Origin of the sequence: Pedobacter soli (assembly GCF_900101435.1) — a bacterium.
Classification (GTDB): Bacteria; Bacteroidota; Bacteroidia; order Sphingobacteriales; family Sphingobacteriaceae; genus Pedobacter; species Pedobacter soli.
Genome location: NZ_FMZH01000003.1, coordinates 459,140 through 481,313, shown reverse-complemented (window position 1 = coordinate 481,313; position 22,174 = coordinate 459,140). Strand labels below are relative to the sequence as shown.

General features: G+C 41.3%; 22 protein-coding genes. 11 read left to right on the top strand and 11 right to left on the bottom strand.

The window, feature by feature from the left end:
* Positions 1-17: 17 nt before the first annotated feature.
* Positions 18-377, bottom strand: coding sequence for a DUF6249 domain-containing protein (locus BLR37_RS09440; protein WP_244154629.1), 360 nt, complete (start codon positions 375-377; stop codon positions 18-20).
* 217 nt (positions 378-594) lie between these two features.
* On the opposite strand from BLR37_RS09440, the gene BLR37_RS09435 reads away from it, so the two are divergent.
* The 4 genes from BLR37_RS09435 to BLR37_RS09415 all read left to right on the top strand — a co-directional run bounded on the left by BLR37_RS09435 (position 595) and on the right by BLR37_RS09415 (position 3,004).
* On the top strand, positions 595-1,158 hold the full coding sequence (locus BLR37_RS09435; protein WP_090767609.1) for a Crp/Fnr family transcriptional regulator: 564 nt from the start codon (positions 595-597) through the stop codon (positions 1,156-1,158).
* A gap of 72 nt (positions 1,159-1,230) precedes the next feature.
* Positions 1,231-1,551 carry a DMT family transporter gene (locus BLR37_RS09430; protein ID WP_039477884.1) on the top strand — a complete coding sequence of 107 codons (321 nt, stop codon included), beginning with the start codon at positions 1,231-1,233 and terminating at the stop codon, positions 1,549-1,551.
* A 395-nt stretch (positions 1,552-1,946) separates the two neighbouring features.
* Positions 1,947-2,528: an RNA polymerase sigma factor gene (locus BLR37_RS09420; protein WP_090767603.1), complete on the top strand. Its 582-nt coding sequence runs from the start codon at positions 1,947-1,949 to the stop codon at positions 2,526-2,528.
* On the top strand, positions 2,525-3,004 hold the full coding sequence (locus BLR37_RS09415) for an anti-sigma factor family protein (protein ID WP_090767600.1): 480 nt from the start codon (positions 2,525-2,527) through the stop codon (positions 3,002-3,004). Before BLR37_RS09420 ends, BLR37_RS09415 begins: the two co-directional genes overlap by 4 nt.
* 23 nt (positions 3,005-3,027) lie before the next feature.
* Here BLR37_RS09415 and BLR37_RS09410 read toward each other — a convergent pair whose 3' ends face one another.
* The 6 genes from BLR37_RS09410 to BLR37_RS09380 all read right to left on the bottom strand — a co-directional run bounded on the left by BLR37_RS09410 (position 3,028) and on the right by BLR37_RS09380 (position 10,050).
* Positions 3,028-3,621, bottom strand: coding sequence for an RBBP9/YdeN family alpha/beta hydrolase (locus BLR37_RS09410; protein WP_208599621.1), 594 nt, complete (start codon positions 3,619-3,621; stop codon positions 3,028-3,030).
* A gap of 20 nt (positions 3,622-3,641) precedes the next feature.
* Complete coding sequence (locus tag BLR37_RS09405) at positions 3,642-3,833, bottom strand: cold-shock protein (protein WP_010599196.1); 192 nt, start codon at positions 3,831-3,833, stop codon at positions 3,642-3,644.
* A 105-nt stretch (positions 3,834-3,938) separates the two neighbouring features.
* Complete coding sequence (locus BLR37_RS09400) at positions 3,939-4,865, bottom strand: hypothetical protein (protein WP_090767597.1); 927 nt, start codon at positions 4,863-4,865, stop codon at positions 3,939-3,941.
* 283 nt (positions 4,866-5,148) lie between these two features.
* Complete coding sequence (locus BLR37_RS09390; protein WP_090767590.1) at positions 5,149-6,015, bottom strand: phosphodiester glycosidase family protein; 867 nt, start codon at positions 6,013-6,015, stop codon at positions 5,149-5,151.
* Positions 6,016-6,188: 173 nt separating this feature from the next.
* Positions 6,189-8,705, bottom strand: coding sequence for a zinc-dependent metalloprotease (locus tag BLR37_RS09385; protein WP_090767586.1), 2,517 nt, complete (start codon positions 8,703-8,705; stop codon positions 6,189-6,191).
* 94 nt (positions 8,706-8,799) lie between these two features.
* On the bottom strand, positions 8,800-10,050 hold the full coding sequence (locus tag BLR37_RS09380; protein ID WP_090767584.1) for an aspartyl protease family protein: 1,251 nt from the start codon (positions 10,048-10,050) through the stop codon (positions 8,800-8,802).
* A 52-nt stretch (positions 10,051-10,102) separates the two neighbouring features.
* On the opposite strand from BLR37_RS09380, the gene BLR37_RS09375 reads away from it, so the two are divergent.
* Genes BLR37_RS09375 through BLR37_RS09365 form a run of 3 tightly spaced genes read left to right on the top strand, consistent with a single transcriptional unit; the run spans position 10,103 to position 13,009 of the window.
* A complete protein-coding gene (locus BLR37_RS09375) occupies positions 10,103-11,431 on the top strand; it encodes a D-alanyl-D-alanine carboxypeptidase/D-alanyl-D-alanine-endopeptidase (RefSeq protein WP_090767583.1) in 1,329 nt (442 codons plus the stop codon).
* 3 nt (positions 11,432-11,434) lie between these two features.
* Complete coding sequence (locus tag BLR37_RS09370; RefSeq protein ID WP_090767580.1) at positions 11,435-12,478, top strand: aminotransferase class I/II-fold pyridoxal phosphate-dependent enzyme; 1,044 nt, start codon at positions 11,435-11,437, stop codon at positions 12,476-12,478.
* 30 nt (positions 12,479-12,508) lie between these two features.
* Positions 12,509-13,009, top strand: coding sequence for a SixA phosphatase family protein (locus tag BLR37_RS09365; protein ID WP_090767577.1), 501 nt, complete (start codon positions 12,509-12,511; stop codon positions 13,007-13,009).
* Between the two features lie 142 nt (positions 13,010-13,151).
* Here the strand turns inward: BLR37_RS09365 and BLR37_RS09360 are convergent, their stop codons facing one another.
* From BLR37_RS09360 to porX, 4 genes are all read right to left on the bottom strand, one after another.
* Entirely contained in the window at positions 13,152-13,835 is a 684-nt protein-coding gene (locus BLR37_RS09360; RefSeq protein ID WP_090767574.1) for a M15 family metallopeptidase, read from the bottom strand.
* Positions 13,836-13,980: 145 nt separating this feature from the next.
* On the bottom strand, positions 13,981-15,207 hold the full coding sequence (locus tag BLR37_RS09355; protein WP_090767571.1) for an alanine dehydrogenase: 1,227 nt from the start codon (positions 15,205-15,207) through the stop codon (positions 13,981-13,983).
* A gap of 73 nt (positions 15,208-15,280) precedes the next feature.
* Positions 15,281-15,697: a tRNA (adenosine(37)-N6)-threonylcarbamoyltransferase complex ATPase subunit type 1 TsaE gene (tsaE, locus tag BLR37_RS09350; protein ID WP_090767567.1), complete on the bottom strand. Its 417-nt coding sequence runs from the start codon at positions 15,695-15,697 to the stop codon at positions 15,281-15,283.
* A 154-nt stretch (positions 15,698-15,851) separates the two neighbouring features.
* Entirely contained in the window at positions 15,852-17,405 is a 1,554-nt protein-coding gene (porX, locus tag BLR37_RS09345) for a T9SS response regulator signal transducer PorX (protein ID WP_039477913.1), read from the bottom strand.
* Between the two features lie 111 nt (positions 17,406-17,516).
* On the opposite strand from porX, the gene BLR37_RS09340 reads away from it, so the two are divergent.
* The 4 genes from BLR37_RS09340 (at position 17,517) to lpxA (ending at position 22,126) form a co-directional block, all read left to right on the top strand.
* Positions 17,517-18,740, top strand: coding sequence for an HD domain-containing protein (locus BLR37_RS09340; protein ID WP_167356578.1), 1,224 nt, complete (start codon positions 17,517-17,519; stop codon positions 18,738-18,740).
* A 122-nt stretch (positions 18,741-18,862) separates the two neighbouring features.
* Positions 18,863-19,939, top strand: a complete 1,077-nt coding sequence (gene lpxD, locus BLR37_RS09335; protein WP_090767564.1) for a UDP-3-O-(3-hydroxymyristoyl)glucosamine N-acyltransferase — start codon at positions 18,863-18,865, stop codon at positions 19,937-19,939.
* Positions 19,929-21,341: a bifunctional UDP-3-O-[3-hydroxymyristoyl] N-acetylglucosamine deacetylase/3-hydroxyacyl-ACP dehydratase gene (locus tag BLR37_RS09330; RefSeq protein ID WP_039477921.1), complete on the top strand. Its 1,413-nt coding sequence runs from the start codon at positions 19,929-19,931 to the stop codon at positions 21,339-21,341. The genes lpxD and BLR37_RS09330 overlap by 11 nt, the downstream gene beginning before the upstream one ends.
* A complete protein-coding gene (lpxA, locus tag BLR37_RS09325) occupies positions 21,341-22,126 on the top strand; it encodes an acyl-ACP--UDP-N-acetylglucosamine O-acyltransferase (RefSeq protein WP_039477923.1) in 786 nt (261 codons plus the stop codon). Before BLR37_RS09330 ends, lpxA begins: the two co-directional genes overlap by 1 nt.
* Positions 22,127-22,174 lie beyond the last annotated feature (48 nt).

The window sequence follows — 22,174 nt, the reverse complement described above, 5'->3', positions numbered from 1 at the left end:
TGCACGGATAAAGCGGACTAGAATTTATCTTTCTCAATTGCTTTCTTTTCGATAAGGAAAGAAACAATTAAACCTAAACCACCAAAAATACCCAGGCAGCCAAAATAAACTGCAACGGCCTGCGAGGTTTCTGCATGTGTCATATCACTACCAAACATATTTCTAACCGAAGCAAGGGCCACAAGTAAACCAATGCCCAGACCTACCAGCAGTAAGCCAAACTTTAAACTTAAATAGGGTTTCGGGGCCGACCTGCCTACTCCCGGATTGATGCCGCGCTCAATCATTGCCATTTTCTCTTTGTTTGATAAATAACGGATGCCGAATACCATCGTGAAGGCACCTAAAAACAATGTTATTGCAACTAACTCTCCCATGATTATAATTTTTAATGTATAAATATTTTGTTTCTTGTTTATTTGAACCGTGTTCTGTGTGTTATGACTACAACTTTTTAAAGCAGGTTACACCATGGGGTAAAAAATATTCAATAACCAACAAGCAATTTTCAGGTTAAACTTAAAGCAGATAATTTTCAATACTACAAACAGCAAGCTAAAAAACATTCCTATTTTTGTAATAAAGCCTCCTATTTTGATTGAACAACTCAGAAATATAGCCGTTTTTAGCTCCTTAAGTGAGGAGTCTTTGCGTGAGCTTAGCAATTGTATGGAGTGTATTCAATATCCAAAAGGCACCACAATCATTCGTGCCGATAAAGTAGAACCCTACTTTTATGTACTTCAAAGTGGTATTGCCCGGGCGTATAGTGACGGCGAAAACCAGCAGATTACCTTTTGGTTTGGACAAAGCGGCGATGTGCTTTTTTCATTCAACAGCTACATTAACAATCGCCCCGGTTACGAAAACATTGAGCTTTTAGCGAACAGCGCTCTAATCAGGATTAAACTAACCGATTTGTTTTTGCTGTACCAACAAAACCTCGAAATTGCCAACTGGGGCAGAAAAATAGCCGAACAGGAATTAATTGCTACCGAACGGAGATTGATAGACCGCGCTTTTAAAGGAGCAGCAGAACGCTATCGCGATTTTACAGCGCAATCGCCCGAGTTAATTAAAAAGGTAGCCCTAAAACATATTGCTTCCTACCTTGGCGTAACCCAGGTTACCTTAAGCCGCATCAGGGCAGCTCATTAATAAGTTCATTTTTTAACATTTGTAAAATGTTGCGCCAATTGGCTGTGTTACCTTTGCCGAAACACATTTATTATGAACTGGATTATCTTAATTATAGCCGGCCTTTTCGAAGTAGGCTTCACCACCTGCTTAAAATTATCGAACAACTTTACTAACCTGAAATGGAGTGTCGCATTCTTTATCTGCATTTCGCTCAGCTTTGCTTTGCTAAATAAAGCCGCGCAAACATTACCCATGGGAACCGCTTATGCCGTATGGACAGGTATTGGTGCTGTAGGTACCGTAATTATCGGCATTGTATATTTTCAGGAACCAGCCACTTTCTGGCGGATATTTTTTATCTGTACCTTAATTGCCTCTATTGCCGGGCTGAAATTTTTTGCTTCGCATTAACCCGCACAGCCTAATTTAGGTTAAACATTTTTTTCTGTAGCGCAGTAGCCTTGCAAAGAAACAACGTTGCCTCCTGTGTTACGCTTTACGCTTCGGCCGCTGCGCCGGCCTGCAGGGTACCGCTTCACCCAGGGCTAAATTGCAAAAGCAGTATTTCATTTTTAAGGTTTGCAAGCTGCACCAACGCTGTTAATAAACCTGATGGCCGCAGCAGCCCCGAAGTATGAGGGCTACAGCGAACAGCAGGGCTGCAGTATCCTAAAAAATACTCCCTTTCGTTTCCAAAAATCAGGAGTTTGCAAACCTATGAGGTTTTTAAAACCTCATAGGTTTAACAAAAAGATTAATGTTTCACGTGTAACCTGTGTATCTTTAATGTAGTCTTACAGCTAAAGATGGAGCAAAAACTTACAGATTTAGAGCTGATCCAAAATATATTGGCGGGCGAACCTGCGCAATATGCTTTGTTGGTGAAACGCCATCAGCGCTTTGTATTTACACTTGCTTTAAGGTTTTCGAAAAACCGCGAAGATGCCGAAGAAATAGCCCAGGATTGCTTTGTGAAAGCTTATAAAGCACTGGCTACATTTAAACAAACTTCGAAATTTAGTACCTGGCTGTATACCATTACCTATACCACAGCCATGACTTTTTTAAGGAAAAAGCGTTTAGATACCGACTCGATCCATAACGAAGAAACATTTGTACAACTCGAAAACCAGACATCAAGCTTTAACGCCAACGACTACGAAAAACTGGATAGTCATACTTTTTTAAACCAGGCCATTGGCCAGCTAATGCCCGATGATGCGGCCATTATCACCCTGTTTTATAAAGGCGAACAGAGCCTGGAAGAAATTGGAGAAACGCTGCACATGGAGCCCAATACCATCAAAGTAAAACTGCACCGGGCAAGGCAAAGGCTTAAAGAAAAATTACAATATTTGTTAAAAGATGAAGTAAAGGAGTTACTATGAACACGATAGAACAACAGCTTTGGGAATATATTGATGGCACTTTAGATGAAGCGGCAAAAAAAGCCCTTGAAGAAAAAATTGCGTCAGATCCGGAAATTAAAGCACAGTATGAAGGGCTTTTAAAACTGAATTCAGTTTTAGGAACACTTGATCTTGATGAACCTTCCATGTCTTTTACCCGGAACGTAATGGAAAGCATTGCGCTCGAACCGGCCCCTGTCGCTTTAAAAACAAAAGTAAATACGCAGATTATTTACGCCATTGGCGGCTTTTTTGTGCTTTCGCTTTTAGGTATCCTGGGTTATATATTTTATCAGGCTAAAGCTGGTTTTGCAGGCTTTAACCTACCCGAAAAGTTAAACATTAACCTGGATAGCTACATTACACCAACCACCCTGTATGTTTTCTTATTCGTTGATCTCGTTATCGGATTAATTTTCTTAGATCAGTTTTTGCGGAGAAAGGTGCATAAATAACCTCCCAACACGCAGGCATTGCCTTAAAGCCTTTTCAGGATCTCCAATCCTTCCGGCCATGGGCCAAAGCCCGAATCGGCATTAATGTGGCCTGCATTGCCAATATTAATCAATTCGCTGCCCCAGTGTTGTGCAAAGAAAGTGGCCCTTGCTAAAGTTACCCACTCGTCATTGTCGCTGCTTACCACAATTGTTTTAAAGTTAATTTTATCCAGCGGCACATGATCAAAGCCAACTGTTGGGAATGTATATTTGGGTGCATCAAGATCGCTTGGCGCTACCAGCAAAGCGCCTTTAACTTGTTTTTGGTAATGCTTTGCCCAGTTGGCAATGGCAGTGCAACCCAAGCTATGCCCAATTAAAACCACTGCAGACAGGTCGTAGCCCTCAAGCGCCTTGTCAATCGTTTCAATCCAATCTTTGCAGTTGGGTGCATCCCACTCCTGCTGGTTGATGCGCTGAAAATGATTCCCTGATTTTTCGAAATGTGTTTGCCAATGGTTGGGGCCAGAATTGCCCAAACCTGGAATAATAAAGTAGTTGGTCATAAAATTAAAACGGATGGCCTTAGTAGATGCAAAAATAAAAAAGGCTGCCATCGCAAGAGAGCAGCCCATCTGAAAATATGATAAATAAATTAAATTACTTTCACATTAACGGCATTTAAGCCTTTTTTACCGTTAGCAACTTCGTACTGTACTTTGTCGTTTTCACGGATTTCGTCGATAAGACCTGTTGAATGAACAAAAATTTCGCTATCGCCATTCGCAGGGATGATAAAGCCAAAACCTTTAGTTACATTGAAGAATTTTACTGTGCCTTCTTGCATTGTATTTAAGTATTAAATTAAGTATGCAAGGTAAGTTTTAATTTTTAAAATTAAAACTAAATTTTAACATTTTTTTAACGTTAAAATCTTGTAAACATCAGATTATTAAGGCTTTTTAATTGCCTTACCTATCATGGTCAGGGTAATTTCGCTGTTGTGCGGCACACCTAAAGTGGTGCCCGGAGCAATATCGAAAAGGTTACGAATATAGATATCTGCAACACCCTGTGCAGCCTTCTTCTTGGTCTCAGCATCTTCCGGTAAGGTGTTATAAACGGTCTTTATATGTATGCCCCCTTGAAAGTCTACAACCGCAGCAACCTGGTGCGAAAAATCTTTATACGCACGCTCTATCGTAATTACATATTGCGGAAACATGTAATCATAAGCCTCGGTACGGTTGTTAAGACGGTCTACCGTGCTTATTTTCTCTGCCTTTGCAATTTTGCTTTTCGAAATAAACTGAACAGGATCTGTAGCAGCAAAGGCACTATCGCGATTTGCATTTACCTGGTTTGCCCTTTTTTCGATAAAAGCGGTATCGGCCTTAGTAGGTCGTTGTAATGCTTTTGCCGTTGTTTTCAGTTTGTTTTTGATGTAACTCTGCGCATAAAAAGTCATGTTTACATCCGAGCGTACATCAGCAGCAATTACCTTTCCATCAACCTGAACACGCTGAAATACCAGGCTATCTTTACTGATGTGCTTCACTTTGAAAAACTCTGCAGCGAAATTGTACACGTTGCCATGATCGTATTGCAGGTAAAAATTCTGCATTCTATTTTTCTGCGGGCTCCATGCCGACATGGTATCTTCTCTTACCACTTCAATTATCCACGAAGGTTTCTGCATAAATCCCTGTTCGTTAAAAGAAAGGCCATCTTTAAACCTGCGTTTTACCTCTTCATAGCGGATACCTTTAACAGGCTCAAAAGTAAAATCGCGCAGGGTTGGATCGGTGGTTTTGGAGCCAAACTTACACGACGAAAGCCACAGCACAAAAAAGAAAAAGTATAGGATATTTTTAAACATGGTAATAAAATATGGCCCTAAAATAAGTAATTATCCAAGAAGCCATTTAAGTTTTGAGCAAAATGCACTTTGTTAGCGCTAATTTGAACTTTTAGCCTGTTTTCCAGTATCTTTTCCTGCTCTGTGCGCCAGGCAATCATGAGGGTCATGAAACCTTCCTGCCGTGCGCAGCGACCTTTCATGAGTATCAGGAAAACCCGCTGCAGGGTGCAGCACCAAATCATGAGGGTCATGAAAGCTTGCCGCAACCTGCAGCGCCAAATCATTAAAAAACGCCTAAAGTTTATTTTTTCTTCACCAATATAACGTTGGCCACCTTGCGTTGCCCCTCGTGATCCCACTTTTTATTATCGGTAGGATAATTAATTACGCCGTTGCTGCCCATGCCGTTTACCCATAAGGTAGTAGAGCCTCCGCCATCGAAATTAATGGCACTGGTACAGCCCAGCCAGCGCATCAGTTTGGTGAGTTCGAACAGGCTTGCCCCTGCCGATTCGGTATTGCGGCCATCAATGGTTAACAAAATAACATGCCCATTGGGTTTTAGACCCAGGCAAGTACGTGGATGGCGTAAACGGTTAAAAGCAGCAGTATCTAAACTTTCATCTACCCCATTAAACGTCAGCAACGGGCCATTTAATAAAACATCAGCAGCGGTTAAGCGGCTTTCCCAATCCGTACTTCCATCCCATTTAATCAGCTTAAGCTTTCCATTTTCTATCGCTATACCCGCCTGCTGGTGCCTGGCTCTTTCACCATTAGCAGCTAAGCGGTTGGTATTTATGGTTTTTCCCTGTACGCGAACGAAATCAACCGAGCCTCCGTTTTTAACATCAAAGAAATTGCCGTTTATGGCTGCCAGCGCGGTATCGCGCAAGCCGAAATCGCTGGTGGTAATCAATTGTTTTTCTTCCGCTCCAATGGCAAAAACGGCTTTGCGACCGGTATTTTTAATCTCTAAAAAAGATATATTTTGATTGGTGCCAAACAGGTTTTGCTGGTTAAAGTGATGCTGAAACAAGCTAACCTGCCTTGCTACCCTGGTTTTCTGCCATCGGGTTTTTACAACAGTTAACGAATCGGCGTTTTGACTAAAAGCCGTTAAACTACAGGCAAATAAGGCGGTAGCAAGTAAGAGTTTTTTAAGCATAAAACAGTTTTGCCTTAAAATTATAAAACGGTTTACAGTTTGCTTTAAAGCATCAAGAATTATACAAAAACAAAAAGAGCAATCAATTTAATGATTGCTCTTTTTAGTATAAACCTTGCAGGTTAATACAATGTTTATATTGCTTTCAAAACCTGTGGGTTTTGAGGCAGGTATTATTTTTTCGGATCTAAAATATCTTTAATCCTGATGCTTAAATCTTCGTAGTGCGCTTTGGTAATGGCATCGCCAGCCGCAGCTCTTGATTTGGTGGTAGCCAATAATGTTTTTAGCTCAGCTCTAACCAATGGTCTGATATCTGATAAGCCAACGTTGATTGGTGTTAAACCAAAACTCGCAGCATAATCTGCTGGGAAACCTGCAGGAAGCTCGTTTTCTTTGGTCATCAAATCCTGTAAACGATCTACATAAGCACGTTGTAAATTGCGTTTAAAGGCATCTGCCCTACCCGCAACAAAAACCGATGATCTTAAATCAGTAAACAGTTCAGGTAAAGTATAGGCTTTAGCGGCACCGTTTTTAGTTTCGTTATCCAATAAACGTGCAATACGCGATGGCGACAACAAATTACCCAGTGTACTGGTTTGAACACCTTTAATGCGGTTTAACAATACGCCATTATCAAACTTGCTCAACTGATCGTTGTTAATTAACCAAAGTGGTGTGGTAAACAACTGCTGGTTAAAGAAAGTTACAGCCTCTTTTTGTTTCGCTTTTGGCAGGTATGCGTAAACCGGTCCTTTTTGCTCGTACGTTTTAAAGTTTTCGCTTAAACCACCAACGTTTGTTGCAACGTGGCCCATATAACGGTTAAACTGACCAACAATCTCTGTATAAATCTCTTTTAAATCGCTATAATCTTTACCTTTTTGGTAAGTCCATTTTTCTACATTTGGTAAAATGCGTTTTAAGTTGGCAATACCATAAGTACTGGCTTTCATGGCATTATCACCTAAATCTTCGCTTTGTAAACGTGGATCTAAAGAAGTACCCTGACGGCCATAGAAGTATAAAGGATTACCTGCATTTTTTAAAGTCCACTGATCTAAGATTTCTTTTTCCTGTTCAGCAGTTTTACCGCCCGGAATCCATGAATATCCCCATTTTACTACCCATTTATCGTACTCGCCAATTTGTGGGTGTAATTTGGTTACACCATCGCCAGGCTGTGCAATGTAGTTAAAACGGGCATAATCCATAATTGATGGTGCTGTACCGTGTTTATCTGTAAACGTTTTAGAACGTAATGAATCAACCGGATAAGCATAGCTCGAACCAAAGTTGTGAGGCAAACCTAAAGTGTGACCAATTTCGTGCGAAGAAACAAAACGGATCAGTTCGCCCATTTGCTCATCGCTAAATTTAGCTTTACGCACTTCAGGGTTAATGGCAGCTGTTTGTACAAAATACCAGTTGCGCAATAAATTCATTACGTTGTGGTACCAGCCGATGTGTGTTTCTAAAATCTGTCCGGTACGTGGGTCGCTGATGTGCGGGCCGTAAGCATTGGCAATATCAGAAGCGAAGTAGCGTACTACCGAATATCTCGAATCTTCTACGCTAAACTGAGGATCTTGTTGTGGAGTAGGTGCTTCTTTACCCATAATGGCATTTTTAAAACCAGCGGCTTCAAAAGCTACCTGCCAGTCGTTAATACCCTGAATTAAGAATGGAACCCATTTTTTCGGCGTTGCCGGATCGATATAAATTACGATTGGTTTAACTGGCTCTACCAGTTCGCCGCGTTTATAAGCATTGGTATCTTTCGGTACCAGGTTCCAGCGGTGAATGTAAGCTGTACGTTCTGCCTTTTGTGCATTGCTGCCATAATCTATCTGCGACTGACCAAAGAAACCTACCCGGTTATCCATAATCCTGGCTTTTACAGGTATTTTAGGCAATAACAACATCGAAGTATTGAACTCGAAAGTAACCGCTCCGTTGCTGCTATCGGTTGGCGATTCGGCTGCACGGTAAGTTTTAGCTGTTTTTACCTCGATATTAATCGGGAAAGTTTTAACCGTATCGATGTATGAACGGGTTGCATCGTACATGGTAACTTTATAGGCCTTACGGATCTGATCGGTAGCGCCAATTGCCATTACATCGCCGTTGTAAAAATCGGTAACATCGATTACCACACCGGTAGTATCTTTATTATATGCTTTAATTTCAAAGCTCGCTAAAATTTGCGCCAGGTTAGAGTTCTGAACCGACTCATACATGTCGCTGTTCGGGTCTGCTTTGGTTGAGTAGCTTGGTACACGGATAAAAACCTGTTTACCTCTGCGCTCCCATTTCCAAACCTGCTCGTTAAGTTCTTCGCCACCATATTGCTGGTTGCCAACTTTAACGCCAGCCGGTACTTTAGCCAGACGGGTAACTACCAACATTTCGCGGTTAATGATTGAATCAGGAATCTCGAAATACCACTTATCATCAACTTTATGGGTTTTAAACAAGCCATTGGTAGTTCTTGCTTTTGCGGTAATAATTTCTGAGAATGGTTTTATGCCCTCTTTCTTTGGGGCTGCAGCAGCTGCTGCCGGTGGGGAGGCTGGCGTTGTGCCTTTACCTTTTTTTGGAGTTTTCTGGGCGTATGCCGTATCTGTTCCGGCTACACCAAGTGCTACAATACCTGCTAATGCAAGTATTTTAAAGTTTTTCTTCATGTGCAATTAAAAGTTAGTTTGCTTGGCAATTAAGAGGTTAAAGTTAAAGGCTTGTTACAAGCCAAGTACTGTGTAACCGGAAAATTACATTCTGTTAAATCCTTTTCTCGAGCTTTACCACTTTAAAGAACACCTGTTTATCCCGGTAAATTTCAAAAATGATGCTCCGGTCGGCCTTCGATTTAAACATTTCTGTAAGATCATTTAGGGAATAATAATCAACTGCCTTGAAATTTACACCAATAATTTCATCATCCTGGCAAAGGCCAGCCCTTTCTGCCGGGCTATTGGGATCTATTTCGCCTATGAGCAGGCGTTTATATTCTTTCTGGTCTAAATAAATTACCATCCCAACCATATCATGCTCAAAAGGTACTTTGCTTAAACTATTGGGTTTAATATAAATAAAACCTTGTTGGTAATTAATCTGAAGGTTAAACTTACGAAGCAGGTCGGCACCTAAATTCCCGTTCCGTTTAGTCAGGTCAATCTTATCAGAAATGGTTTTAAAATCGGGGAAACCGGCAACAACATCTTTAAAGGTATAGTCGCCCAATTTAAACTTCTTCACCCGGCCTACATAGCCCTTAATCTGTCCGCTGAGGCTCATCCCTAAATTGGCGCTGATGGTTTTGGCGGGTAACGGGAAAGCTGTTCCGTCGAGGGTTTCGAGCGATAGCGCATGACTGGCGCCCGTATCAATCAGGAAGCGGGCATTTACAGTTCCACCACCAGGAATTTCGATATTGGCCATTACATAAGGCTTTTGGTTTTCGACTACAATGGGGATTTTTTCTCCGCGATACTTGATCTTTGCGCCATAATTGGATACAATGATCCTGTTCTCGTTGTACCTGATATCTACAATAAAGCTGTTAAAGAAATTATAGCCGATTAAACCATAAATCTTAATCCCCAAATGCCCCGATAAATTAAAAAGATCTTCTTTTAAAATGGCCGTAGGTACATGGTCCATAGCTGCATTTCCCAGCCGGGCACTAATATTCTGTGATACAAAAGCTTCGACAGTTTCGATGCCTAAGCCCGAGACTTTAATTTTGCGAAGCATACTAAAGTTTAACGAATCAATGATAGAGGGATCGGTAACGATCATTGGTCCTACTCCGGTATCTAAAACAAAATCGTAAGGCCCTTTACCGTTCACATACAGCGGAACCACAATCAGGTTTTTAATGCACTTAAAGGAAATAGATTGTTTCTGCTGCTGATCCCGTCTGAAAGCAAACTCCTGCGCCTTTCCCTGAAAAACAGTCAAAACAAAGCCCAGGCAAATCATTAACTTGCGTAAACAGATTATTACAACAGGGCTATATTTGGCTAACATTTAACTAAATTTAATAAATTAGTTGATAATTATGCTTCCCTAAATTCAGAACATGTTTCCATTAAAAAACCTAAGTACTTTTTTCCTTGCCGCTACACTATTTATAAGCCTGTTGAGTGGCTGTTCTGCAGATAAAATAATGTCGAAAAAAGTAGCCAAAATCTTTAAAAATTCAGAAGTAACCAGGCAGTACCAGGTTGGTTTTGCGCTTTACAATCCGGCCGATAAAAAGATGATTTTTCAGCAGGAAGCAGACAAATACTTTACACCTGCCTCAAATACCAAGCTCTATACTTTTTTTGCCAGTTTGAAAATGCTGCCTGAGGTGATGCCTGCATTAAAATATGTTGAAAGAAACGATTCGCTGATATTTTGGGGAACCGGCGATCCTTCATTTTTACAATTTGGAGTAAAAGATAAATCGGCATACAATTTCCTCCTGGCCGCTAACAAAAAGCTCTTCTTTGCGCCCGGTCGTTATTCAGGTAGTTTTTTTGGCGATGGGTGGTCGTGGGATGATTACGACTTTTACTACCAGCCCGAAATTACCGAAATGCCCATTATGGATAATATGGTTACTTCTACCTACGCTGGTCCGAATAAAATCAACATCCAGCCCAGGGTTTTCACTTCGTGCTTCCAAATAGACTCGGCTAAAACCACAGGCAATTTTCAGGTAAGCCGCGATTTTTTAACCAATACCTTTCACTATCCCGCCGTTGCTGTAAAACCGGGCTACAACCAGCAAAACCCCTATAAAACAAGTCCGCAGCTTACCGTAGAAATTTTGTCCGATACCTTGCACAAACCAGTTGGATTGATTAACCTTAAAATACCTGCTGATGCGAAAACTTTGCCTGGCGCAAAACGCGATTCTGTTTTAAAACACATGATGTTGCCCAGCGATAATTTTATAGCCGAGCATTTATTACTGGTATGTGCCAACCAGATTGGCGATACTTTAAGCACGGTTAAAGCCATTCAGTACATTAACAAAAACTACCTTTCCTTTTTACCCGATAAGGTAAAATGGGTTGATGGCTCAGGCCTTTCGCGTCAAAATCTATTCACTCCACGCGATAATGTATACCTGCTCGACTCGATTTACCGCCTGGTAAATAATCCAGAAAAACTTTTTGATCTGTTGCCTGCAGGCGGAAAGAGTGGCACTTTAAAAAATGCCTATCCAAAAACCGATACACCATTTGTTTATGGCAAAACGGGTTCGCTGGGTGGTGTACACAACCAAAGCGGTTATGTTTTAACCAAAAAAGGTAAAACTTACATTTATGCTTTTATGAACAACGGTTTTGTAAAACCCACAGCCGAGGTACGGGCAGAAATGGCGCGGGTAATAACTTACATACACGATAATTTTTAGCACATGGGCACTGCATTTAGCGCCATAAACCAGCCTTTCGGTAATAAAATAACTGTTGATGGAACAAGTTACCTCTATTTTGGCGGTACAGCCTACCTGGGAATTCCGAAAAATCCAGCTTTTATTCAGCTTTACGTAGAAGGGATTAACAAATTTGGCTTAAATAATGGCACCAGCCGTAACAATAACATTCAGCTTGGCATTTACGACGAAGCCGAAAACGTAGCTGCAGGCCGTTATGGCGCTGAAGCAGCGCTGATTACTTCGAGCGGATATTTAGCTGCGCAACTTACGGTTAAAGCTTTATCTAACCTGGGCGAGGTGAGTTACGCCCCAGCCACTCACCCTTCGTTATGGCTAAACACGCCACCGGTTGCGCCTGATTCATTTACAATCTGGAAAGCAGAAACGACTGAACGGATTAATGCTTCTACAGCACAAAACTGGGTACTCATCAGCAATTCGATGAACAACCTCATGCCAGAGATTTACGATTTTTCTTTTCTGAACCAAATTGACGCGAGTAAGAAACTAATCGTGATTATAGATGATTCGCATGGGATTGGTGTAAACAATAGGGGCCTAAGCGTATACTCCAGCTTGCCAGACCGGCCCAATACCGAATATGTTGTAGTAGCCTCGATGGCAAAAGCGCTGGGAGTAGATGCAGGGATTATTTTAGGATCGCAACAAATAATTGGCTTGTTGAAGAAAAGCGCTGTTTTTGTTGGGGCCTCGCCTCCTGCCGCAGCGGGTCTCTACGCTTTCATAAATGCTGGCGAAATTTATCAAACAGCATGGCAAAAACTGCAGGAAAACATTGATTTATTGGCCAACAACCTAAGTTCCACGTGGAAATACGAACCAGGCTTCCCGGCATTTTTAATAGACAATCCACAAATTGATCGGCATTTTTTTAAAGATCAGATTCTGATTTCGTCCTTTCCCTATCCCAGCCCAACAAGCGCCCCTATTAATCGCATTGTATTAAGTAGCTGGCACGAAAAATCAGATATCGAGAAATTAATTAGCATTATTAATGCTTAGGCTTTCGCAATATTTTTTAATCTTTATAAAATGAAACGACTATTCCTTTTCCTGCCCCTGCTATTGATGCTCTCTACTGCTGTTTTGGCGCAAACCACCGATGTTTGGATTGTAAGGCATGCCGAAAAAGATAAATCGAACCCACAAGATACTGACCCAGCCTTATCTGATGAAGGCAGAATCAGAGCCGGCGACCTGGCCACCTATTTAAAGAAAGAAAAGTTCGATGTTGCCTTTAGTACCCCTTTTAAAAGAACGCATCAAACTTTAGATTCTTTAATCATCCAAAAAGTAATCGATTATAAAGATATTCCATCGCTGGTAGATTCGGTTAAGAAAAATTACAGCGGAAAAACGGTTATTGTAGCCGGCCATTCCAATACCATACTGGAAATTATTGAAGCCTTTGGCGGTAAAAGACCAATGGAAATGCTTACCGACGATGATTACGACTATATTTTTCACTTAACCGTAAAAGACGATAAAGCACGCGTTAAAAAAGACCAGTACGGCAGGCCACATCATCTTTAGTTGGGAGTTTGGAGTTTTTAGTTTGGAGTTACCTGCGAGTTTCAAAGTGGAGTCGGATGTTTCCATCTGACTCAGATCTAAAGTTGGTGAAGATTTGAGTGTAAGCTGTTACCAGCTTACACCACAGCGACGAACAGCTAAACTAAAGCTTCTCGAAAGGGATATCCATCAGCTGGTAGTTTTTCCAGCCCACAAAATCATAGTGCCACCATTCATTTTCTAAAACCTTAAGACCGTATTTGGCCATGGTGCTGATCAGTAAATTGCGGTTCTTTCTTTGCACAGCCGATACGGGTTCATAATTAGCTGCAGCAGCAGCCGAAAAACTATCGTAAGGTGTTGGCATCGGCAATTCTTTGCCTGTTTTTAAATTAATAAGGGTTAAATCTACGGCGCAGCCCCTGTTATGTTTAGAGCCTTTGGCCGGATTGGCTACAAAGTTTTTATCGCTTGCTTTTTTATAAAACTCAATCGTAATGGCATAGGGCCGGTATCCATCAAATATTTTTAAACCAAGCCCTTTTTTGTTTAGCTCCTGCTGAATTTTCTTTAATGCATCGACTACAGGTTTCCGGGCAAAAGCCCTGGCCTGCCTGTACATTACCTGCTGCATAAAGTTGTTCTTAGTAGCGTACCGGATATCGAGGCTAATGTTTGGAATGGCTTTTTTTATTTCAACGAGCTCATTATCCGGATTTGATTTTATCGAAGCCTGATATTGATTGAAAGAATTAACGACAACAAGTTTCTTTGCGGCGGTGGGCTTATTTTGAGCAGAGGCTGAAACAGAAATAAGGAGAAAAAATATTACACAACTTAATTTCATACACGAATTGGCTTAGTTCATCATTATTGAGTGGTACAAACAATCTTAAAAAACGATCGCTACTAACCAGCGCATTAAGATTGCCTGCCTGTTGCAGGCAGGCTTCGTCGGCTGAAAAAGCCTTCCCGCAATGACGGATTATAGGTTATTGGTTCGAAACCACCAATAATTCTAAATCCTTAAACGGTAAATTAAACATATCCGACAGGTCTTTACTGGTACAGTTGCCCTGATAAATATACAACGCTTCCCGGATAACCGGATTATTCCAAACCATGTTTACCAGTCCTCCAAACTCGCCAATATCCAATAAAATTGGGGCGAAAATATTGGTTAATGCGTACGATGCCGTTCTGGGCACTCTCGAAGCAATATTAGGCACACAATAATGAATTACGTCGTATTTCCTGAAAACCGGGTTGGCATGATTGGTTACTTCCGATGTTTCAAAACAGCCCCCCTGATCGATACTCACATCAATAACCACCGAATGTGGTTTCATACGCGCAACGGTTTCTTCCATCACAATACACGGACTGCGGCCATGGGTAGCCCTGATGGCACCAATTACCACATCACAGGTTACAATGGCTTTATTAAGTACTATGGGCTGCATTACCGAGGTAAAAACCCGGCTGCCCAGGTTATTTTGTAAACGACGTAAACGGTAAATAGAACTATCAAAAACCTTTACTTCGGCACCAAGTGCTAAAGCGGTTCTTGCCGCATACTCGCCCACTGTTCCGGCGCCTAAAATTACGATTTCGGTTGGTGGTACCCCCGTAAACCCGCCAAGCATTAAGCCTTTGCCACCGGTAACATTGCTCAGGTATTCTGCTGCAATTAAAATCGATGTTGACCCTACAATTTCGCTCATGGCCCGCACCACACTCAGCACATTCCCTTCATCGCGCAGGTTCTCGAAACACAAAGCATTAATTTTTTTATGCATCAGGGCTTTGAGGTATTCCTGCTTTAAAGTACCAATCTGTAAAGATGAAAGCAGGGTTTGCCCTTTGTGCATCATGTCAATCTCTTCAAGGGTTGGCGGTGCAATTTTTACCAGAATATCGGCCTCGAAAACCTCTTTTTTGTTGTAGGTTATTTTAGCGCCCTGTTCGGCATATTCAGTATCGGTAAAATTCGCTCCGGTACCGGCTCCACTTTCCAGTATTACGCGGTGACCATTGTTTACCAGCAAGGCAACAGAAAGCGGAGTTAAAGCAATTCTATTCTCCTGGAAAGAAATTTCTTTGGGTATCCCGATGTACAGGCTATTTTTTTTGTTTCGGGTTTCGAGTTTTGCCTCTTGTGTTTGCAATAAACCTTGACGAGCTATATCGGCCATTCCTTCGCGTAATCCTGTAGCCATGTTGAATTAATATTTTGGTAGTTTTAGGTTGTTCAAGGTAAGGAAAATCTGTTAATTTATTGATAACTAATTGTTATACCTTACAAAAAGTGAACAATCGCTCGTTTTCATCTACCACACTAATTTCAACTTTGATATAATTTTGGGGCAATAATTCAGCTACACGCTCCGGCCATTCAATGAGGCAAATGGCACCACCATAAAAGTATTCTTCATAGCCAAGGTCATAAGCTTCGCGGATATCTTTTATGCGGTAAAAATCGAAATGGTAAACTGATCCTTTAGGGCTCACGTACTCATTTACGATAGAATAAGTTGGGCTCGAAACCACATCTTCAATGCCCAGGTGGGCACAGAACTGCTTAATAAAAGTTGTTTTTCCAGCTCCCATCTCCCCTTCAAAAATGAAAACTTTTTCATCACCGGCGAAGACCAAAAGCTGTTCGGCTACCTGAGGTAAACCCGATAAACCATTTACTGTTATTTCCATGCTAAAAAAATAAAGGCAAAAGTAATACTTAATTGCATTCCTTTTGCCTGATTATGAGTTTTGTCAGTCTGAGCTTGTCGAAGAATTCACCAATAATTTACTGAATATCTTTTCGATAAAATCAAGATGACAATAAAACGGTGCTACCTAATCTTTACCTCGGCGAGTACGTCACCACCGGAATAATCATCTCTTCCAGTGAGATCCCTCCATGCTGAAAGGTTTCGTTATAGTAATTTACAAACTGGTTGTAATTGTTGGGATAAACGAAATAACTGTCCTCACGGGCAAAAATATAACTGCTGCTGATGTTAATCTTAGGCAACATGGCATCGTGCGGGTTTTTGATCAGGAAAACATCTTTAACATTAAAATTCAGATTGCGGCCCTGTTTGTACCTTAAATTGGTATTGGTACTTCTATCGCCAATTACCTTAACCGGTTTTTTAACGCGGATGGTACCGTGATCGGTGGTGATAATCACTTTAACTTTTTTCTGTGATATTTTCTTCAATAAATCCCAAAGCGGCGAATGCTCAAACCACGATAGAGTTAACGAACGGTAGGCGGCATCATCGTTGGCCAGCTCGCGGATCATCTGCATATCTGTACGTGCATGGCTCAGCATATCAACAAAGTTGAAAACAATAGCGTTAAAATCATTTTGCATCAGGTTGTTGGTTTGATCAACCAAATCTTTCCCCTGCTCAAAAGTTAAAATTTTATTGTAGCTGAATTTGCAGTCTCTTCGTAACGTACGTTTAATGTTATCGGCCAAAAAAGCCTCTTCGTGCATGTTTTTACCGCCCTCATCGTCGTCGTTTTGCCAAAGCTGAGGGAAACGTTTTTCCATATCTAAAGGCATTAATCCCGAAAATATGGCATTACGGGCATACTGTGTTGCTGTTGGCAAAATACTGCTGTACATATCCTCCTCATCAATGCGGAAATACTCCGAAATTAAAGGATTGATGATTTTCCATTGGTCGTAACGCAGGTTGTCAATCAGGATAAAAAATACAGGGGTAGTTTCGTTAATGTGCGGGAAAGCCTTTTTCTTTAACAACTCGTTCGAAAATAAAGGCGCTTTATCTTTTTCCTTAATCCAGCCTAAATAGTGTTCTTCAACAAATTTCGAAAACTGTGTGTTGGCCTCCTGCTTTTGCATGGTTAAAATCTCGTGCATTTGCGGATCGTCCAGCTTCTCCAGCTCCAGTTCCCAGAAAACAATCTTTTTATACACATCAACCCACTCTTCGTAGTTTAGCTTATCGCCAAGGGTCATGCCCAAACGGCGAAAATCCTGCTGATAAGCCATAGAAGTTTTCTCGCTTACCAAACGCTTGTTATCGATCAGCTTTTTAATGGTTAGCAATACCTGTTTGGGGTTAACCGGTTTAATCAGGTAATCGTCTATTTTGCTACCAATGGCGTCTTCCATCAGGTTTTCTTCCTCACTTTTGGTAATCAGCACCACTGGCACATCCGGGTTCAGGTTTTTAATGGCCCCAAGCGTTTCAATCCCACTCATTCCAGGCATATTTTCATCTAAAAAAACCAGGTCAAAATGTGATTTTCCGAATGCTTCAAGCGCATCGTTCCCATTGGTAAATGTGGTTACATTATAACCTTTATCATTTAACAATAATATATGTGGTTTTAACAGGTCGATTTCATCATCGGCCCATAATATCTTAGTTTCTTGCATGTTTATGTAAAAATAGGTATGTATTGCCTTTTAATTTTGGCAGGTAAATCAAACTCTAAATAAAAATAGCAATTTTTGTACCGTATCTGTCTATTTAACTATTTTTAACGATTGAACAAGAAGAAAATCATAAATGATCCGGTTTACGGTTTCATCAGCATACCATCGGCCCTGGTTTACGATGTAATTTCGCATCCGTATTTTCAGCGCCTGCGCTACATTAAACAACTGGGCATGACCCATTTGGTTTACCCGGGCGCATTGCACACCCGTTTTCACCACGCATTGGGTGCCATGCATTTAATGTGTTTGGCAATCGGCTTGCTTAGAAGCAAAGGGCATGACATTACCGAAGGTGAAGAAGAAGCCGCCATTTTGGCCATTTTACTGCACGATATCGGTCACGGCCCTTTTTCGCACGCACTTGAGCATTCGCTGGTTACCGGTATCAGGCACGAAGATATTTCAGTAAAACTGATGAACGACCTGAACATTCATTTTGAAGGGCGTTTAACCCATGCAATCGAGATTTTTAACGGCACTTACCCTAAAAAGTTTTTACACCAGTTAATTTCGGGCCAGCTCGATTTGGATAGGATGGACTATTTAAACCGCGATAGCTTTTTTACTGGTGTAAGCGAAGGCGTAATCAGTTTCGACCGCATTATTAAAATGTTTAATGTTTACGACGATGACCTGGTGATTGAGGAAAAGGGTATTTACTCTATCGAGAAATTCTTGATTGCCCGCCGCCTGATGTATTGGCAGGTTTACCTCCATAAAACGGTAATTGCAGGCGAAATGATTTTGGTGAAATTACTCGAAAGAGCCAAAGAGTTATCGGCAAATGGTGTTGATCTCTTTGCTTCACCATCGTTAAACCATTTTCTTAAAAACAATATTAATGAGGCTAATTTCTTTGAGCAGCACGAAAACCTCGAACATTTTACCAATCTCGACGATCAGGATATTTACGCAGCCGTTAAAGTTTGGGTAAAACATCCCGATAAAATTTTATCTACCCTGTGCAGTATGCTCACCTCGCGTAACCTGTACAAAGTTGAGATGGGTAACGAGATGGAAAAAGCCGATCGCGTAACCTTTTTGCAGGATGCGGCTGTTAACCTGCTCGGAATTAAGCCCGAAGAAGCCCGCTATTTTGTTTTTACCGATACCATACAAAACCGGGCCTACAATGCTGGCGTAGGTAACATTAAAATTTTAATGAAAAATAACAGGATAGTTGATATTGCAAAGGCCTCAGATTTATCTAATCTGGAGTCGCTGCAGAAAACCGTAGAAAAATATATCCTCTGTTACCCCAGGGGCATTTAAGCTTATTTAACAAAATATTTAACTTTTACTGCCGTTTTAAGTCTTATTATTGTGTAAAATATACACAGCTTAACCATTGCAGGTTTTTTTGTTCATATCAATTTAACATTTACCTTTGTACGATGCAATTTACTGCCAAGCAGATAAGTCAGTTTCTGAACGGTTCCATAGATGGTAACCCTGATGTAGCCGTTACCGAACTCTCTAAAATAGAAGACGGAAAGGAAGGCTCTTTGTCTTTTCTTTCCAATCCTAAGTACGAAAACTTTTTGTATTCTACTCAGGCATCCGTTGTAATCGTATCTAAAGATTTTACCCCAACACAGCCCTATACCAGCACTTTAGTGCGTGTAGAAAATCCATACAGTGCTTTTACCATTTTGCTGGATAAATACAACGAAGCTGTAAACGCACAAAATACACAAACGGGCATTGATAAAATGGCCTTTGTGCACCCAACTGCTAAAATTGGTCAGAATGTTTTTATTGATGCTTTTGCCTATGTGGCCGAGCATGCTGTAATTGCCGATGGTTGTAAAATAAATACACAGGTTTTTATCGGCGCACATTCCAAAATTGGCGAAAACACAACTTTTTATCCCGGTGTAAAAATTTACCACAATTCGGTTATTGGTAGTCGCGTAATTATCCATGCCAATACGGTTGTTGGAAGCGATGGCTTTGGCTTTGCCCCTCAAAAAGACGGCACTTACAATAAAATTCCTCAGATTGGAAATGTTATAATTGAAGATGATGTGGAAATAGGCGCCAATACGACTGTCGATCGTGCAACCATGGGATCGACCATTGTTAAAAAAGGTACAAAAATCGACAACCTGATTCAGATTGCCCATAATGTGGAGATTGGCGAAAACACAGTTTTGGCTGCACAATCAGGAATCTCAGGCAGCACAAAAATTGGCCCTAACAGCGTTGTAGGTGGCCAGGTGGGCATTGCAGGTCACTTAACCTTAGCCAAAGGCACGCAAATTGGTGCGCAGGCGGGTATTAACTTTAACATTACAGAAGAAAATAAACAATGGCACGGCAGTCCTGCCCAGCCATTGCGCAACTGGATGCGCGCATCGGTAATTTTCAAACACCTCCCCGATGTAGAAAAAAGAATTAACGCACTCGAAGAGGAATTGAAAAAGCTTACAGCTGAACTGGAAAAGAATACATTACACAATGAACGTTAGACAAAAAACGATTAAGCAAGAAATATCAGCATCTGGTGTTGGTTTACATACAGGCGCTAATGTTACTTTAACATTTTGCCCTGCCCCCGAAAATCATGGTTTTAAATTTCAACGCATCGATTTAGACGGGCACCCAATTATCGAAGCTGATGCCGATAACGTAACCGATACTTCGCGCGGAACTACCATTACCCAAAACGGCGCAAGCGTAAGCACTGTAGAGCACGTAATGGCTTCATTAATTGGTATGGACCTTGATAATGTGCTGATCAAATTAGACGGACCTGAAACTCCGATTATGGATGGCAGCTCGATCCAGTTTGTCGATTTATTGGAAGAAGTAGGTACAGTTGAGCAAAATGCAGATCGCGAATACTTCACCATTCCTCATAACATTACCTATACAGAAGAAGACAGGAAAGTAGAAATTGTGGCCATGCCGCTTGACGACTACCGCTTTACCTGTATGATTGATTATAACTCGCCTGTTTTGGGCAGTCAACATGCCGGCATTAATACCATTGCCGAGTTTAAAAAAGAAATTGCCTCTTGCCGTACTTTCTGCTTCTTACACGAATTAGAATACCAGTTATCGCACAACCTGATTAAAGGAGGTGACTTAAATAATGCCATTGTAATTGTTGATAAAGAAGTTACCAAAGATGAATTAAATCATCTGGCCAAGTTATTTAACCGCGAAGACATTGATGTTGCCCCACAGGGAATTTTAAACAACATGGAATTGCGCTACCAAAACGAACCTGCCCGTCATAAACTACTGGATATGATTGGTGATCTGGCTTTGGTTGGTATGCACTTAAAAGGACACATTATGGCAGCTCGTCCTGGCCATGCAGCTAACGTTGCATTTGCCAAAAAAATTAAGGCAGCCATTAAAAAAGAGAAAAACAAAAAAGTGCAGAAGGTTTACGACCCCGGTGCAAAAGCCTTATTTGATGTGGTTAAAATCATGGAGATATTGCCTCACCGTCAGCCCTTCCTATTTGTAGATAAAATTTTAGAACTTTCAAAAAATCACGTGGTGGGCGTTAAAAACGTAACCATGAACGAAGAGTTCTTTAAAGGTCACTTTCCGGGTGCTCCGGTATTTCCGGGTGTATTACAGATTGAGGCCATGGCCCAGGTGGGTGGAATTCTGGTATTGTGTACCGTTCCCGATCCTGAAAATTACTTAACCTATTTCTTAAAGATAGATAACGTGCGTTTCAGAGCGCAGGTATTACCTGGCGACAGCATCGTTTTCCGTTGCGACTTACTGGAACCAATCAGAAGGGGAATTGCCCAAATGAAAGGCGTTGGTATGGTCGGCGAAAAAATCGTTGTCGAAGCCGAAATGATGGCCCAAATTTCAAAAGTTAAACAAGCAGAACCCGCTCAATAATGATACAACCTTTAGCATATATACATCCTCAGGCAAAAATTGCCGAAAACGTGGTAATCGAACCTTTTGTAGTAATACATAAAGACGTTGTGATTGGAGAGGGAACCTGGATCGGATCGAACGTAACCATTATGGATGGCGCGCGGATTGGTAAAAATTGCCGCATTTTTCCTGGCGCCGTTATTTCTGGTGAACCACAGGATTTAAAATTTGCAGGAGAAATTACTACCGCAGAAATTGGCGACAATACCACTATCAGAGAGTGCGTTACCATTAACCGTGGTACTAAAGATAAATGGAAAACCGTTATAGGCAGCAACTGCTTAATACAGGCTTATTCGCACATTGCACACGATTGTGAAGTGGGTAACTACTGTATTTTTTCGAACAGCACCACTTTAGCCGGCCACATTACCATCGGCAATAACGTTGTACTTGCTGGCTTAGTAGCCATTCACCAGTTTGTAAAAGTAGGCTCACACGCATTCGTTACCGGCGGTTCGTTGGTACGTAAAGATGTGCCACCTTATGTTAAAGCTGCACGTGAGCCGCTTTCTTACGCAGGTATCAACTCGGTAGGCCTGCGCAGAAGAGGTTTTACCAATGAGCAGATTGACGAGATACAGGAAATTTACCGCGTGCTTTTCGTTAAACACAATAACGTAACCAAAGCTTTGGATATGATCGAGGCCGAATTCAAACCTACTGAGATCCGCGATGAAATTGTAGATTTTATCCGCAACTCTAACCGTGGGGTAATGAAGGGTTTCGGCATGGGAAGCTAATAAAGGCAGAAGGCTGGAAGGTTTAAGGCGGTGGGTAAAAACCTTGCC